The sequence below is a fragment of the Desulfomonile tiedjei genome (genome assembly GCA_016212925.1).
Classification (GTDB): Bacteria; Desulfobacterota; Desulfomonilia; order Desulfomonilales; family Desulfomonilaceae; genus JACRDF01.
This window is the reverse complement of the sequence record JACRDF010000015.1, coordinates 93,630-108,280: the sequence shown is the minus strand read 5'-3', so window position 1 is coordinate 108,280 and position 14,651 is coordinate 93,630. Positions and strand designations below refer to the sequence as shown.

At 54.4% G+C, this 14,651-nt stretch carries 12 protein-coding genes; 10 read left to right on the top strand and 2 right to left on the bottom strand.

Going from position 1 to position 14,651, the window contains the following annotated elements:
- Positions 1-31 precede the first annotated feature (31 nt).
- Positions 32-1,582, top strand: coding sequence for an acetolactate synthase large subunit (locus tag HY913_07920; GenBank protein ID MBI4963187.1), 1,551 nt, complete (start codon positions 32-34; stop codon positions 1,580-1,582).
- 129 nt (positions 1,583-1,711) lie between these two features.
- On the opposite strand, the gene HY913_07915 is transcribed toward HY913_07920, so the two are convergent.
- On the bottom strand, positions 1,712-3,034 hold the full coding sequence (locus HY913_07915) for a DUF362 domain-containing protein (GenBank protein ID MBI4963186.1): 1,323 nt from the start codon (positions 3,032-3,034) through the stop codon (positions 1,712-1,714).
- Positions 3,035-3,555: 521 nt separating this feature from the next.
- Positions 3,556-5,220, bottom strand: coding sequence for a long-chain fatty acid--CoA ligase (locus tag HY913_07910; protein MBI4963185.1), 1,665 nt, complete (start codon positions 5,218-5,220; stop codon positions 3,556-3,558).
- A gap of 288 nt (positions 5,221-5,508) precedes the next feature.
- Between HY913_07910 and HY913_07905 the strand changes: the two genes are divergently transcribed.
- The 9 genes from HY913_07905 (at position 5,509) to HY913_07865 (ending at position 14,642) form a co-directional block, all read left to right on the top strand.
- Positions 5,509-6,258: a MerR family transcriptional regulator gene (locus tag HY913_07905; protein MBI4963184.1), complete on the top strand. Its 750-nt coding sequence runs from the start codon at positions 5,509-5,511 to the stop codon at positions 6,256-6,258.
- A gap of 93 nt (positions 6,259-6,351) precedes the next feature.
- Positions 6,352-7,770 (top strand): ABC transporter substrate-binding protein, encoded by a 1,419-nt coding sequence (locus tag HY913_07900; GenBank protein ID MBI4963183.1) that lies wholly within the window; start codon positions 6,352-6,354, stop codon positions 7,768-7,770.
- A 143-nt stretch (positions 7,771-7,913) separates the two neighbouring features.
- The gene (locus tag HY913_07895) at positions 7,914-8,786 is read left to right on the top strand and encodes a branched-chain amino acid ABC transporter permease (GenBank protein ID MBI4963182.1); all 873 of its coding nucleotides are present in this window, start codon (positions 7,914-7,916) and stop codon (positions 8,784-8,786) included.
- On the top strand, positions 8,783-9,778 hold the full coding sequence (locus HY913_07890) for a branched-chain amino acid ABC transporter permease (GenBank protein ID MBI4963181.1): 996 nt from the start codon (positions 8,783-8,785) through the stop codon (positions 9,776-9,778). Before HY913_07895 ends, HY913_07890 begins: the two co-directional genes overlap by 4 nt.
- Positions 9,775-10,521: an ABC transporter ATP-binding protein gene (locus HY913_07885; GenBank protein MBI4963180.1), complete on the top strand. Its 747-nt coding sequence runs from the start codon at positions 9,775-9,777 to the stop codon at positions 10,519-10,521. Before HY913_07890 ends, HY913_07885 begins: the two co-directional genes overlap by 4 nt.
- Position 10,522: 1 nt before the next feature.
- Entirely contained in the window at positions 10,523-11,236 is a 714-nt protein-coding gene (locus HY913_07880; protein MBI4963179.1) for an ABC transporter ATP-binding protein, read from the top strand.
- A 113-nt stretch (positions 11,237-11,349) separates the two neighbouring features.
- Positions 11,350-12,627, top strand: a complete 1,278-nt coding sequence (locus HY913_07875) for an ABC transporter substrate-binding protein (protein MBI4963178.1) — start codon at positions 11,350-11,352, stop codon at positions 12,625-12,627.
- 180 nt (positions 12,628-12,807) lie between these two features.
- A complete protein-coding gene (locus tag HY913_07870; protein ID MBI4963177.1) occupies positions 12,808-13,674 on the top strand; it encodes a branched-chain amino acid ABC transporter permease in 867 nt (288 codons plus the stop codon).
- Positions 13,674-14,642, top strand: a complete 969-nt coding sequence (locus HY913_07865) for a branched-chain amino acid ABC transporter permease (GenBank protein MBI4963176.1) — start codon at positions 13,674-13,676, stop codon at positions 14,640-14,642. Before HY913_07870 ends, HY913_07865 begins: the two co-directional genes overlap by 1 nt.
- Positions 14,643-14,651: the final 9 nt, after the last annotated feature.

The following is a 14,651-nucleotide window of genomic DNA, read 5'->3' as shown; positions in this document are numbered from 1 at the left end:
GCGGTGTTTCTCCTTGCCGGAAAGGAAGCTCATGAACGGTGCGGAAATATTAGTCAAAACTGCTTTGGAAGCGGGGATTGAAATATGTTTTTCAAATCCCGGCACAACGGAACTGCCTTTAGTCGCTGCCATGGATTCTATGCCCGGTATTCGAGCGGTGTTGGGCCTGTTCGAGGGTGTCTGTACCGGGGCCGCTGACGGGTACGGGCGAATGAGCAACAAGCCGGCCATGACACTGTTGCACCTGGGCCCAGGGTTAGGTAATGGGCTTGCCAACTTGCATAATGCCAAGCGCGCATTTACACCGGTTTTCAACGTGATCGGCGAACATGCTTCCTGGCACCGTGCCGCTGACGCGCCTCTGACGATGGATATCGAAGCCCTGGCGAGGACCGTATCGGGGTGGCAATGTACGTGTGATTCTGCGGACTCACTGTCAAAAAACACCGCAGACGCAATTGCCGCGGCTATGAGAGGGCAGATTTCCACACTCATTGTTCCTAACGATTTCCAGTGGACCGAGTGCAGCGACACGACGATAAGCGTTCCTCAATCATCTTCAGAGGAAATTGATAAAGCAGCAATTGACGAACCTGCCAAGCTCTTGCGGGCTGGAGGGAAAGCCTTACTGATCGTGGGCGGAAAGGCACTTCGTAAAGCGGGTCTTCAAGCGGCTGCGCGTATTAGAGCTGCTACCGGTTGCGATTTGCTTTCGGAGAGGGTCTTTGCTCGCATGGAAAGAGGCCCCGGAATTCCATCCGTGAGCAGGCTCCCCTATTTTCCCGAACACGCTGTTGCTGTTCTATCCAAATATGAAGCGGTTGTCCTGGCGGGAACCAAAGAGCCGGTGGCTTTTTTTGGGTACAAAGGCATGCCCAGCCTGTTGTTGACGGACAGCCAGAGGACCTTCCGCATGGGTGGCGGGAACCAAGACTTGACCGAGGCCCTGGAGTGCCTGGCTGATTCCCTGAATGCTCCCCTGTACAGTGCTCTCAAAACCGAACCATCCGCGGAAGCCGGCAAGACAGACCTCCCTTCAGGTCCATTGACTGCTGACAAGGCCTCCCTGGTTCTGGCGAGGCTGCAGCCCGAAGGGGCCATAATTGTGGACGAATCCATCACCACTGCGGCTACTTATTATCCTTTGGCTGCGAACGCGGGACCCCACAGTCTGCTTACGATAACCGGCGGGGCAATCGGCCAGGGAATGCCGTGCGCTGTCGGGGCCGCGCTTGCGTGTCCGGATCGCCCGGTGATCAATTTCCAGGCCGACGGGAGTGCAATGTACACTTTGCAGGCTTTGTGGACTCAAGCGCGAGAGTCCCTCAACATAACCACGCTGATCTGCTCAAACAGGAAGTACAATATTTTGCGACTGGAACTTTCCCGGTCCGGTTACACGCCGCCGGGCAAGAATGCCCTTTCTCTTTCGGATCTTTCCGATCCGCCTATCGACTGGGTGAAAATCAGCCAGGGAATGGGTGTTCCCGCTGTGGCCGTAGATACTGCCGATCGGCTGGCCAAAGAATTGCTCAAGGCGATTGCCGAACCCGGACCCCATTTAATAGAAATGGAGCTTTGATACAGATACGCCTTCAAAGAAGTGACATTGGCAATGGCCGGCGGGGACGCCGGCCTCTACCACAACATGGCAGCGGCAGGCGTCTCGTTCGGCCTTCAATAATTAAACCTGATTGATCCCGACACAGTATCAGCCGACGGTAAAAAAGGATTCGTCAAACTCGGCCTTTCCCTCGTATCGTTTCGTGTAAGCTCCAACCACCTTGTCCCTGCCGGTCAAAATTTCCGGGTCCACTTGAATCCCGGCCTCATGCAACGCTTTCACGACCGCTTCAGGGGCCGGCGGGCACGTCTTCACCGCTATCATATGGTTTATGTCGGGATTGTTCTTATTTGCCTCGAACATGCACTTCCCTAAAAGGATGGTGTGCTTGCGCCCGGGTGTGGGCTTCATCATCTTGCCCGTCAGGATTTCGACATCGTCCCAAGCTTTGCCTCCCCACGCGCGACCTACGGCCGTCAACACAACGCCCGTGAGCCCGGAACAATAAGTACACAGACTTAAGTCGTACTTCGGATAAGAGAGTCCCTTTATCCCCATCTTTTCCATCGGCGCGGGCAGATCGCCGCTCGCGCTGTACGCGAAAGTGTACTCCAGATTCATTGCCACATCTTCGATCTTTTCGCCGACTATTTCGAGGTCCGACAGATCCGATGTCCTGCCCATGTCCTTGGCGGCATACGCGAGGTGAGGGATCTGGGAGGGCTTGTACCCTAGTATTGTGGCTCCCACCTTGTCCGCGGAGAGCACATCCCCGGACGCCACCAGTATGTTGCTTCTCCTTATTCTGCCGTCAAAAGAAGGTCCGCGCTCATTGGTATAAATGCCGTCAAGAATGGTGCACGACGGTGGAATTTTGTTGGCAAGCTTCGACACCATGTAATGCAGATCCTTTTCAGGGTCCGCAGAGTGGCATTTCTTGCGGGAGTTAACGTCTATCATCCCTTTGAGATTCTTGATTCCAAGGGTTACGATTGTTTGCGCGTGGGTTTTCAGCACCGGCACGTTCACTACAAAATCGCTATGGAGAATGTCAGTGTTGAAAGCGAGCGTCACCCCGCCGCCGAGGTCAACCTTTTCAAAGGGCCTCTCAAATACGTTTATGCATTTCACCCCGTAGCGCTTTTTGAGGGAACCGTAGCCCAGAGTCTCGAACGCGTGGGCCGCGGTTTCATAGTCCTTCGGGTTGTAAACCACGGTGCCTTCGCCAATGCTGATGTCGTCGATCCCCCGTTCCTTCAGCAAGTGGACCACATCAGCTATTACTCTGGATGTCGTTATCACGCCATATTTGGGAAACGGAACCAAACGTGTCCAGAAGACGATATTAGGTTTCACAAAGACCTTGGCTCCACTGGGGAGATGATCAAGCCCACCCGATAGATCGACAGCTTTCTTAACCGATTCCAGGGGCTTACCGTAGCGAACAATTGCCACTTTCGGCACGCTCATTTGGACAACCTCCATTTTGTTTGTAGTGCCACAGTTCGAGAATGAATCGTGAAACGAATTCACTCATAAGCATTCAGTCAGGCAAGGATGCTTCGTGCAGTAGAGCTGGGGGTCTACCACCGCAGAGATCGCGCAGAGCCATTATAGCATTTGCCGGAAATAATGTCCGTGGACGCCAACGGCTCGCACGTCGTTCCCGCGAAAGGGGTAATCCTGGCAATCCCGTGAGACGCGGAACTCGATGCTTGCCCCGGTTTTCACCGGAGCAAACTTGGGGATCGCAGGAATGACGGAATGTCGTCCTTCCGAATCTGACAAAATTTTTGGCAAATACTGTAGTTGTTCTGTATCTCCGGCATCTCCGCGGTATCTGCGGTGAAATGGTACTACCAGGATCGTCTGTCATACCAAGGCGCGTTCAAACACTGAAGGATCAGGTAAATCCCGCACGGACCTGAGAGACCTCAGGTCCGTGCTGATTTTGGATCAAACAATCTTCACCGTTTGAAATCGATTCCGCATTAGGCCTTCCGCTTCGCCTCTTCCTCGGCCCTCAGGATCTTGCGGAGGACCTTGCCGACCGCGGACTTGGGGAGGGCGTCCCGGAACTCCACTAACTTGGGCACCTTATAGGTGGCGAGTTTCTCCTTGCAAAAAGCGATGATTTCGTCACCGCTCGCGGTTTCTCCCGGCTTTAGCACGACGTAAGCCTTCATTGTCTCACCCCGGTACTCGTCCGCGATGCCTACGGATACAGCATCCAACACCTTGGGATGTTGGTAGAGCACCTCGTCGATCTCTCGGGGATATATGTTGAATCCACCGGCAATAACCATATCTTTCTTGCGATCCACAACGAATAGATAATCGTCTTCGTCACGGACCACAATGTCACCGGTACTCAGCCATCCGTCTTTGATCTGTCCGGCAGTCTCCTCCGGATTGCGATAGTACTCCCTCATGATCAGGGGGCTCTTTATTAGCAGCTCACCCGGCTCACCCGGCTTGACGTCTTCCACTCCTTGCTCCACGTCCACGATCCGGATATCGGTGTCCGGAAACGGTACGCCGATGCTGCCTACCTTCTTCATACCCATGATGGGGTTGGCGACTCCCAAGGAGGTTGTCTCGCTCATCCCCCAACCTTCGCTGAAGAAAATGCCCATGTCCTTGACCTGTTCGATGAGTTCCTGGGGCATTGGCGCCGCGCCCGAATTCAGGAGACCCAGCTTTTTGCCGAGATCCATCTCCGCGGCTTTGGGATGGTTGATAATCGCCGTAATCATAGTCGGGACAGCGGGAAAGAAAGTGATCTCTTTAAAGTTCTCGAGGGTGCCCATGATCTCGTCGATCTGGAACCGGGGGATAACTATTTGGGTGGCGCAGTTGAGCATGGCCCAATTCATGACGACGATGTTCCCGTAAACGTGAAAGTACGGGAGCACAGCCACCACAGAGCGACGTTCCGGAGGCGTGAGAGTAGTGGTTGAAGAGCCCCACAGCGCGCACTGGAAGGTGGCGGCGACGAGGTTGGCATGGGTGAGAACCGCGGCCTTGGGGACGCCCGTGGTTCCTCCGGTGAATTGAATCATGCAAGGGTCCTCGGGGTTCACTTGCACTCGCGGGCGCCGCGTCTCCGTGCAGCCGTCCAGCAACTCCGAGAAATGATACCACTTCGGTTCCAGTTCCAGACTTTCCTTTGTGCTCTGGCCGAGCCCGGTGATGTAGTCGGTCACCTTGGTCACTATCACTCGCTGGATTTCTACCTCTTGGCAAAGCGCGCGGATGTTGGGTAGGACCATGTCGAAGGTGAAGAGGGTTGTCATCCCGGTCTTGTCAGCAGCGTGCTTTAGTTCCGCCGTCGTGTACATGGGGTTCAGGTTCACCACCACAGCCCCTAAAGAGAGAGCCGCGTAGTTGGCGATGAGGTACTGGGGGCAGTTGGGCAGGTTCATCCCGACCTTGTCTCCCTTCTGCACGCCCAGCTTTGCCAGGGCGTTCGCCATGCGCAACACCAGTAGGCGTAGCTCCCAGAAGGTTATCTCGGTCCCGAAGAAGTTGAGGGCTGCTTTGTCGGGGTAAGAATTCGATGGGATACCGATCAAATCGTGGAGTGGGATCCGAGGGTATCGGATTGTGAAGGGGACGTTGTAGTCGTAGTGCCGCTGCCAGGGCCTGGACTCCATGAGCATTACCTCCCGCTTTTGATTTGAATTGGCGGAACGGCACCCGGAAAGGTGCCACGTCCATGATAGCGATAAGTATTACTACATGCTTTATGAAAAAGTCACGCAAAAATATCGCACTATCCCCTGCGCGCAAATTTTATGTTTGACAGCCCGACCCGAATGTTCTATAGAATGCCCTGATCACTAATCGGCCTGCCCTCTTGGAACGGACACGAATGCCTGAGCGGAAGCTCCATCTTCTACCTGGCAAGGAGGGAGAACGAGCGATTCACAAGGAGGGGTCTAGTGAAGATCAGCGAGCTGGTTAAACAGACCCAGGTGTCCAAGGAGACCATCCACTACTACATCCGCGAGGGCCTTCTCCCGCGACCCCGGAAACTGGGGAAGAACGTCGCCGACTATAACGAAAGCTATGTGGAGCGAATTCGCATTATCAAGGAATTCCAGGACCACTGCTTTCTCCCGCTATCTGTGATCAAAAAAATTCTCAAATACGAGAAGGGCTCCCCGGAAAGGGAATGGTACCTCCAACTTCACACCGACTACTTTCGCCCTGTGGACAAGCTTCTCCCCACCGAGATAGCGGGAGAACAAGATTTCCGGAAAGCCACGGGCTTGGGTCGGCGGTGGCTGGCCAAGATGGAGGAATGGCGTATCATAACCCCCCAGATCCGAAACGATCAAAAAATCTATTCCCAGGATGACCTCACGTTGGGGAAGGTCGTCGTGGACATGGACAGGATCGGACTGGGACCTAAGGACGGTTTTGACCCTGAGGCGTTAAAATTTTACAGCGATTTGTTCCGTGATATCGTGGTCATGAGCCATAGATATTACAGGCAAGCGGGGTCGGGGCAGCTTTCGGCTTCTGAATATGCCATGCGATCGGTACAAGCGAGGGAGATAATGAGTGTTTTCTTCTACCATCTCTATCGAAAACTCTCTCGCGAAGAACACGAGAAAATGCCTTTCTTGCCCGTGAATGGCAAAACGGAGGGGAGCGTACAGGCTAAAATATCATTCTCTTCCCGATAGGAAGGAGGTGGCGAGAGGCGGAAACGGGCCTGGAGTTCTGGAGATCGCGTCAGCCTTATCATGTTGTCATAAAGGGAGAAAAGCATGAAAACAATGTTTTGGAAGGTCTTTATTCCCGTAGTCGCTTTCGCTGTAATCCTGGGTTGGGGGCTGCCTCTTGCCGTAGCAGCGGACCTAACGAAGGCCAATGCATCCTTTGAAGTCAACAAAATGGGCGATATGTCCGACTTTGATCCGAACAAGCCCGTGATCCCTACAGGGGATACCATCAAGATCGCCCTTGTGGCTTCATTCTCCGGACCGGCCGCCTTAGTGGGACAGATATACTATATTTCAGTCCTATGGGCAGCCCACGACATCAACAAAAGAGGAGGCATCCTCGTTGATGGGAAAAAGAAGCTGGTCGAGGTCATCAAGGCCGATCACATGGGCAAGCCTGACCAGTGCAAGAAGATATGCGAGAGGATGGTCCTCCAGGACAAGGTCCACGTGCTATGGGGCACTGATGGCAGCCATCTGATGAAAATCATCAATGAAACCGCCAACAAATACAAAGTTATTGCCCATAACACCGCTTCTTTGACCGACGACCTTCAGGATGCCACAAATTTCTCTCGTTATGCCTTCATGTCCTCTTTTTCCACCGACCAGATCGGCCGCGGCCTGGCCAATTACTATGGCCAAAGGAAGAAGGAAAAGAAGTTTTACATCCTCTGCCAAGATTACATGTTCGGCCACGCGATGGCTGCCGGGTTCAAGAAAGGGCTGAAAGAATTCTATCCTGAGGCCGAGATCGTCGGAGAGGATTATCACAAACTGTTCCTCACCGATTTCGCTCCCTACCTGACCAAGATAAAGGCTGCCGGCGCCGAGGTAGTTTACACCGGCGACTGGATTCCCGACGCGGCCAACCTCCTCAAGCAGTCCAGGCAAATGGGGATTACGCTTCCCTTTGCGCATATCTTCCTGGACGAGCCCAACTTCCTGCATGAAGTAGGTGTTGACGGTACGAAAGGTTTGGTCCAGCTTAGCCAGATGTACACGGACAATCCTTACTTCAAGACACCGGAACAAATTAAATACTACAAAATGTGGAACGACCTGTGGAAGACCAAATGGCAGGCGCCTTTCAATACGAAGCTCTTCGAACACGGAGGGGGGAATATAGGCTCCTACAATCAGCAGACCTATTGGCTCCTGAGTGTCATTGAGCGGGCCGCCAGCACGGATCCTGAAAAGATCATCAAGGTCTGGGAAGGCGATACGTACCGTTTTGTGAATGGAAAGACGCTGAAAATGAGGCCTTGCGACCACAAGGCGATCCAGGACCTCTATGTGGCCGAATTTGTGGTACCTGACGAACAGAAAGTGGACTTCAACATTCCTCCTCACCATTGGTTTACGGGCTGTTCCTATGCCGGGCCTTCGGCGAAAATCCCGGCAGACAAAGTGCTCCCCCTCATGGACGAAAAACTCGATCGGTGCAAGGGGAAAAACGGTTGGGGAGAGTGAGTCGGGAGACGAGGAACAACGCATAGCGTAGAGACAACGTCGGAGTTTCTTCTCAAATTCAAGGTTCGGATAGCATGAAGATTGCGGTGGCTTTCGCCGTACGGTTTTCGGTCTGCGTACTCTTCCGCTAAGAGGGCGAAGTGATGGATCCAAAAACTGCAATGTATATTGCCCAGGGCATACACGGGTTAGCCTATGGCATGATCCTATTCCTGGTAGCCTCCGGCCTGAATATCATCTTCGGCATGATGGGGATTCTGAACCTCGCCCATGCGGCTTTCTTCATGCTTTCCGCGTATTTTTGCTTCCAGTTTGTGAGTTTGACCGGCAGTTTTTGGGCGGCTCTGCTCCTGGCGCCGGTTGCTACCGCTTTTTTTGGGATTCTCGTGGAGAGATTTCTTCTTAGACAAGTGCGCGGCCTTGGACATATGGCTGAGCTGATCCTGACAGTGGGCGTCTCTTTGGTTATTCTGGCCGCCGTCAAGATCTTCTGGGGCACAGAGAGTCTTCCGGTCAAGATCCCGCCGTTGCTGACGGGCTTGGTGTCCATTGCCGGCATGGACTACCCTGTGTACAGGCTGTTCGTCATCGGGATGGCCCTCACTGTCTTGGCGATCATGTCTTTACTCCTCTACAAAACCCGTTTGGGCAAAATCGTGCGCGCTGCCGTTTCCGACGCGGGTATGGTGAGTGCTCTCGGCATCAATATCCCCCTGGTCTTTATGTTGGTTTTCGGAATTGGCATATGGCTGGCCGGAATAGCCGGAGTTGCCGTTGCCCCGATACTGACCGTGTTCCCCGGATTGTCGGACCAGGTGGGAATGGATGCTTTCGTGGTGGTGGTTACCGGGGGACTTGGCAGCCTCTCGGGCGCGTTTATAGTAGCCATAATATTCGGCTTGCTGAGTTCCTATGGAGTTCAGTTCTTCTCCCAACTCGCGCCGGTCCTGATGTTTCTATTCATGGCCATAGTCCTGGCGATTAAGCCTACAGGCTTGTTTGGAGAACGGGAATGACGAACAAGGTCTCTAAATGGGTGTTTTGGCTGGTTCTCGTTGTGATCTTGGCCGCTTACCCGAAACTATTCGGGCTTTACTATACGAACCTGTTCGTAACCTTCGCCATCTTCGCCCTCTTTTCAGTCTCCTTTAATTTGCTGCTGGGCTACACGGGGCTTCTGAGTTTCGGACATGCCATGTTTTTTGGCGCCGGAGGTTACGGCACGGCTTTGGCTCTGAAGCATATCGAGGGCCTGGCACTGTTGCCGGCGGTCTTAATCGGTCTGTTATCCGCGGCTGCCCTTGCTCTCATATTGTGCCCACTCGTCGTCAGGGTCAGCGGCACGGCCTTTTCCATGCTACACCTGGCTTTTGGCGAACTCATGCACGTCCTTGCGCTGAAACTGCGAAACATAACAGGAGGTGAGGACGGTATCGGGGGCTTTCCCATCCCGCCGGTAAGTATTCCGGGCATTGTATCCATTGATATAAGACAACCGGAGAACTTCTATTATTTTGCCGTCGTCTGCCTGGGGATCAGCCTTCTCATCATTTGGTTCTTTACAAAGACGCCTTTTGGCCAGATCCAAATCGGCGTACGTGACAACGCTAAGAGGATCGATTACCTGGGGTTCAAGGTGCCCCAGACCAAGGCGGTGGTTTATGTCGTCTCGGCTGCTTTTGCCGGGGTGGCCGGCTCCATGTACGCATTGTTTCAAAACCTCATTTCGTCCGCCGCATTGAACGTCCTGACCTCCTTTGCTCCGATTACGATAACCATGATCGGAGGCGTCGGCAGCTTTTTCGGCCCCATAGTGGGCTCGGGCATCTTTCAGGTCATAGAGGAACTTACGAGCCGCTACACGGAACAGGTTGAGTTGGTGATAGGTCTTATCCTGATTCTGGTCATTATGTTCGCCCCCATGGGATTTATGGGCGCGATAAGCCTTTTGAAACAAACATGGTTTCCGTCCCGGACCGCCAGAGTTGCCTTGAAGGGGGCTTCATGAACATCCTGGAAACCAACGGACTGTATCATGATTTTAGCGGGCTAAAAGTCCTGTTCGACGTTAACCTGCAAGTGGAAAAAGGAGAGCGGCACGCGGTCATTGGGCCCAACGGGGCGGGAAAGACGACCCTGTTCAATATCATCACCGGAACTTACGTGCCAAGGCAAGGACAGGTGCTTTTCAAGAGCAAGAAGGTCACCGGCGCCAAGCCCCATGAGCTGACACGGCTCGGCCTGGGAAGGTCTTTTCAGATTACCAGCACCTTTGACCGAATGACCGCTTTTCAGAATATCCGCCTAGCCATCCTGTCCAAAAGAGGAATACGTTTCAACTTGTTCCGTATGGTGGACAAGATGAAGGACATTACCGAAGAGACCGAAGAGGTCCTGCGGAGGATCGGTCTGGACGGGGAACGGGATTTTCCCGCAGGGGCGTTATCGTACGGCAAACATCGTGCCCTGGAAATCAGCTTGGCCCTGGCGACCGATCCCGATTTGATCATGCTGGACGAGCCCACGGCCGGTATGTCGCGGGATGAAACGCACCATACGGTGGAACTGATCAAGAGGCTTACCGAAGGCAAGACCGTGGTCATAATAGAGCACGATATGGATGTGGTTTTTTCCCTCGCGGACCGAGTGACGGTTCTTGATTACGGGCGGATCATCGCTGTAGGGACCCCCGAGGAGATACAGGGGAACCAGGCGGTTAGGGATGCCTACCTGGGTGATCTGGAGGTCTGAGATGCTGCTCGAAGTCAAAGAACTCAATACCTATTACGGCTCCAGTCACGCGCTTCAAAGCTTCTCCCTGACCGTAGAGAAGGGCGAGATCGTCGGTCTCCTGGGGCGAAACGGCATGGGCAAGAGCACTTCGCTCAAGAGCATCATGGGGCTGGTAAAGCCTCGTTCAGGGACGGTTTCCTTCGAAGGCAAACCTCTCTTCGGGCTGCCGCCCTACAAGATAGCCATGTCGGGCATAGGTTACGTGCCGGAAGAAAGGCGAATTTTCCCCACGTTGTCGGTTTTGGACAATCTGCTTCTCGGAGTAAAGGGCGGGAAGGTGAATTCAAGCGATCCCAACGCCTGGACAGTGGAAAGGATATTCCACCATTTCCCCAGCCTCCAGAAAAGAGCCAACAGCAAAGGGGCCCATCTCTCCGGCGGAGAACAGCAGATGCTGGCCATCGGCCGTTCCCTCATGGGGAATCCGTCACTGCTGCTCGTGGATGAACCCACAGAAGGCTTAGCCCCGATCATGGTGAAAGAGGTCCGCAACGTACTGGCCGAGATCAATAACTTAGGGGTCTCCATCCTTCTGGTCGAACACAACCTCAAGGTCGCCATGTCTCTCGCTCATCGGGTTTACCTCATGGGCAAGGCGCACATCGGTTTCCAGGGGACGATGGATGAACTGAACGCCAACCCGGAGGCACGGGCCAAGTACCTGGAGGTTTAGCGACAAAACGCCGGCAGGTCAGTCAGGCAAAAGCGCAACCTGGCCGACCGTCGCAGGCATCGAGTTCTGGATAGGAAAACTTCACGGCAATTAAGCGAAAGGAGAAGATAGTGATGAGGTACTGGAAAGGTTTCACCGGTTTTGTTTTTTTCTTGGTGGTACTGCTGGCGTCGGTCTGGCTTGCCGCCGACGCCTCCGCACAGGCGGCCAAGGAAGTGGTAATAGGTTATTCCGGGCCCCTCAGCGGTGTGGCAGCGGAGTACAGCCAGGACTGTACGAACGGGCTGGAAATGGCCGTCAATGAAATCAACGCCGCGGGAGGCATCACCGTTGGCGGTGAGAAGCACCTTTTCAAACTCGTCAAGCTCGACGATCGAATTGATCCCACAGAAGCGGTCAGTAACTGCCGCAAGTTGCTGGATCAGTACAAAGCGCCGGCAGTGTTCAATCCGGTCTTTAACACCCTTGCAGCGATGGCCAGAATCAATGAGGAGAAGGGGCACGAGTTCCTTATCATGGCCTATACCAGCACGCCCAAAGTGATCGAAATGGGCAACAAGCTGCTGGCGGCCATACCGCCTCCATTCACGGTTTACGTGAGGAGCTTTTCCGATCTAGCGTGGAAAAAGGGATGGCGCAAGGTTGCCATGGTGGTGACCCTGGGAGCGTACGGGGACGAGTGGCGGTCCGCTTTCAAAGAGCACTGGCAAGCCAAAGGCGGCCAGATCACTGAAGACAAACCGGCCAACTACTACACTGAGACGGACTTCTCCGCTCAGTTGACCGCAGCCGTGGCCACCAAGCCCGATGCTATGCTCATCGGCGGGCCTTCCGGCACCACGGCGCTGGTCATTGAACAGGCCAGAGGTCTGGGGTACAAGGGCGGATTTATCCTCATCGATCAGGCCAAGATGGATTACATCGCCAACATTCTCAAGGGCACCCAACTGATGGGCAACACCATTGGCGTGGCCGCGGTGGCCATGTCGCCCACGGCAGCCGCGCCCGCTTTTGACAAGAAATACGTGAAGGACTACAAGCGCATGCAAACCTGGGAAGTGGCGCTCAACTACGATGCCATGCACGCTTTGGCGCGCGCCATGGCTGCGGCCGGAACCGTGAAGGATCCGGTCGCGATCCGAGCCGCCTTTCCCAAGGCATTCCCTCTGAGCGGGGACAAATACCCTGTGGAGTACTCGGGCATTACGCCGGGAGGCCGCATGGAGGTTGCGGGATCTGTGCAGACGATTGACGAAGCGGGAAAATATGGTCCGGTTCAAATGTGTGCGTGGTGGTTGAAAACGCAAGAGGAATTCAACAAATTTAAGTCCGAGGCCGCGCCGGTCGGCAACGCGACCTGGGAGTTCTACAAGTTCGAGAAGGAAGAGTAGGAAGCTCGGTGCCCCCGCTTCCAAGAGGTGGGGGCATGCTTCCAACGGGGATGACTCGCACGGTATCACCGCCGAAGTGTAAACGCCGGCGCGATCAAGAGTGAATCCCGATTTGACAGAATGAATTAGCAGGACCCCTCCGGAGCGTAGCTTTGGACGGGCCCTATGGACGAGAGGCCAATGGAACTTTTTCTGCAACAGGTATTCAATGGTATCATGCTGGGCAGCACCTATGCGATAGTGGCCTTAGGACTGACCCTGGTTTTCGGCATCCTTAATATCCCCAATTTTGCCCACGGCCATCTTTATATGCTGGGAGCGTACGTCAGTTTCTTCCTGATGACCCTCCACGGATTCGGGTTTTGGTCTGCCCTGGTAGCTTCTATGGTTATCCTGGCCCTCGTAGGCATGCTGGTGGAAAGGGTCGTCTTTCGGCCCTTACAGGACAAGCCTCACATTAACTCTTTTATCTCTGCGATCGGAGCGTTGATGATCCTGGAGACCGGGGTAATCTCTCTTTGGGGACCTCAGGGGCGGCGAATCCCTAATCCTTACCCCGGAATCGTGGAGGTGTTAGGCATCACCATGACCTACCAGCGCCTGCTGGTCATCGTGGCCGCGATCGTTCTCATTGTCCTGCTCCAGGTCTTTATCAAAAAAACCACTCCGGGGACGACCATTGAAGCGGTGGCCCAGAACCGTGAAGGGGCTATGCTGGTGGGGATCAACGTCAACCTGGTCTCCTCGCTGACCTTTGCCATTTCCACCGCCACGGCTGCTGCGGCAGCCTGTTTGGTGGCCCCCATCTTTATGATTTCCCCTACAATGGGCGCTCTTCTGGGGATGAAGGCCTTCATCATAGTTATCCTGGGCGGGCTTGGCAGCATTCCGGGCGCGATCTTGGGCGGCTATATTCTGGGGCTCCTCGAAGCCATCGGCGGCGGCTATCTGTCGGCTGCGTATAAGGATGTTTATGCTTTCGGCGCGCTGATCCTGATCCTGGCCATCAGGCCCACCGGTCTGTTCGGCAGGGGGGAGGTGCACTGATGGCGGAGAAGAACTTCTTGCGTGAGAATTGGCCTTATGTCCTTCTACTCGTGTTGGCGCTGATTCTTCCCTTTGTTATTACTAACCGCTACGCCTTCCAGATCGTAATTATGGGCTGCCTTTTCTCCATCTGCACTCTGAGCTTGAACCTCATTCTGGGCTATACCGGCCAGGCCTCACTGGCGCACGCCGCGTTCTTCGGCATAGGATCTTACGGTGTGGCCATCCTGACGAAGAGCGGTCTCTCTTTCTGGCTGGCCCTTCCGCTGTCAGCTCTGCTGGCGGCTCTGGTCGGCTTTCTGATAGGGCTGCCCACTCTTCGTACACGGGGTTCGTACTTTGCCATTGCCACGCTTTGCTTCGGAGTCATCGTCTCCATTGTGGCCGGCAATTGGATCGACCTTACTGGCGGGCATAACGGCATCGTGGGTATCTCCCTGCCGAACCCGCTCTCGATTCCTTGGGTCGGGACAATCGGTTTTCAAACCATGACTGCCCAATACTATCTGGTTCTTGGTTTCCTGCTCTTTACGCTACTGATCATGCACCGGCTGGTTTATTCTCTCCAGGGACTTAGTTTCATGGCCATTCGGAACAATGAAGTCCTGGCCGAATCGGTGGGGATCGACACCTTCGGGGGCAAGATCCTGTCTTTTGTGGTGGGCAACTTTTTCGCCGGGATGGCCGGTGGTATCTATGCGAGCCTGGTGGGCAGCATCAGCCCAAGCACGGCTTCCATCGAGCTGACCTTTAATTGGCTCGTATACCTCCTTTTGGGGGGAGCGGCTACTTTGGCCGGACCCATTGTCGGCGCGTTCGCTATTCCGGTGCTCATGGAGAACCTGCAGTTTCTGGAAGGATACCGCATGGTTATTTTTGGGGTACTATTGATAGCGGTAATCATTTACTTTCCCCGCGGGATCATGGGCGCAATCAGCGATTTGCGGCAAAGAGTGCGGGCATCTTAGGAGCCAAGG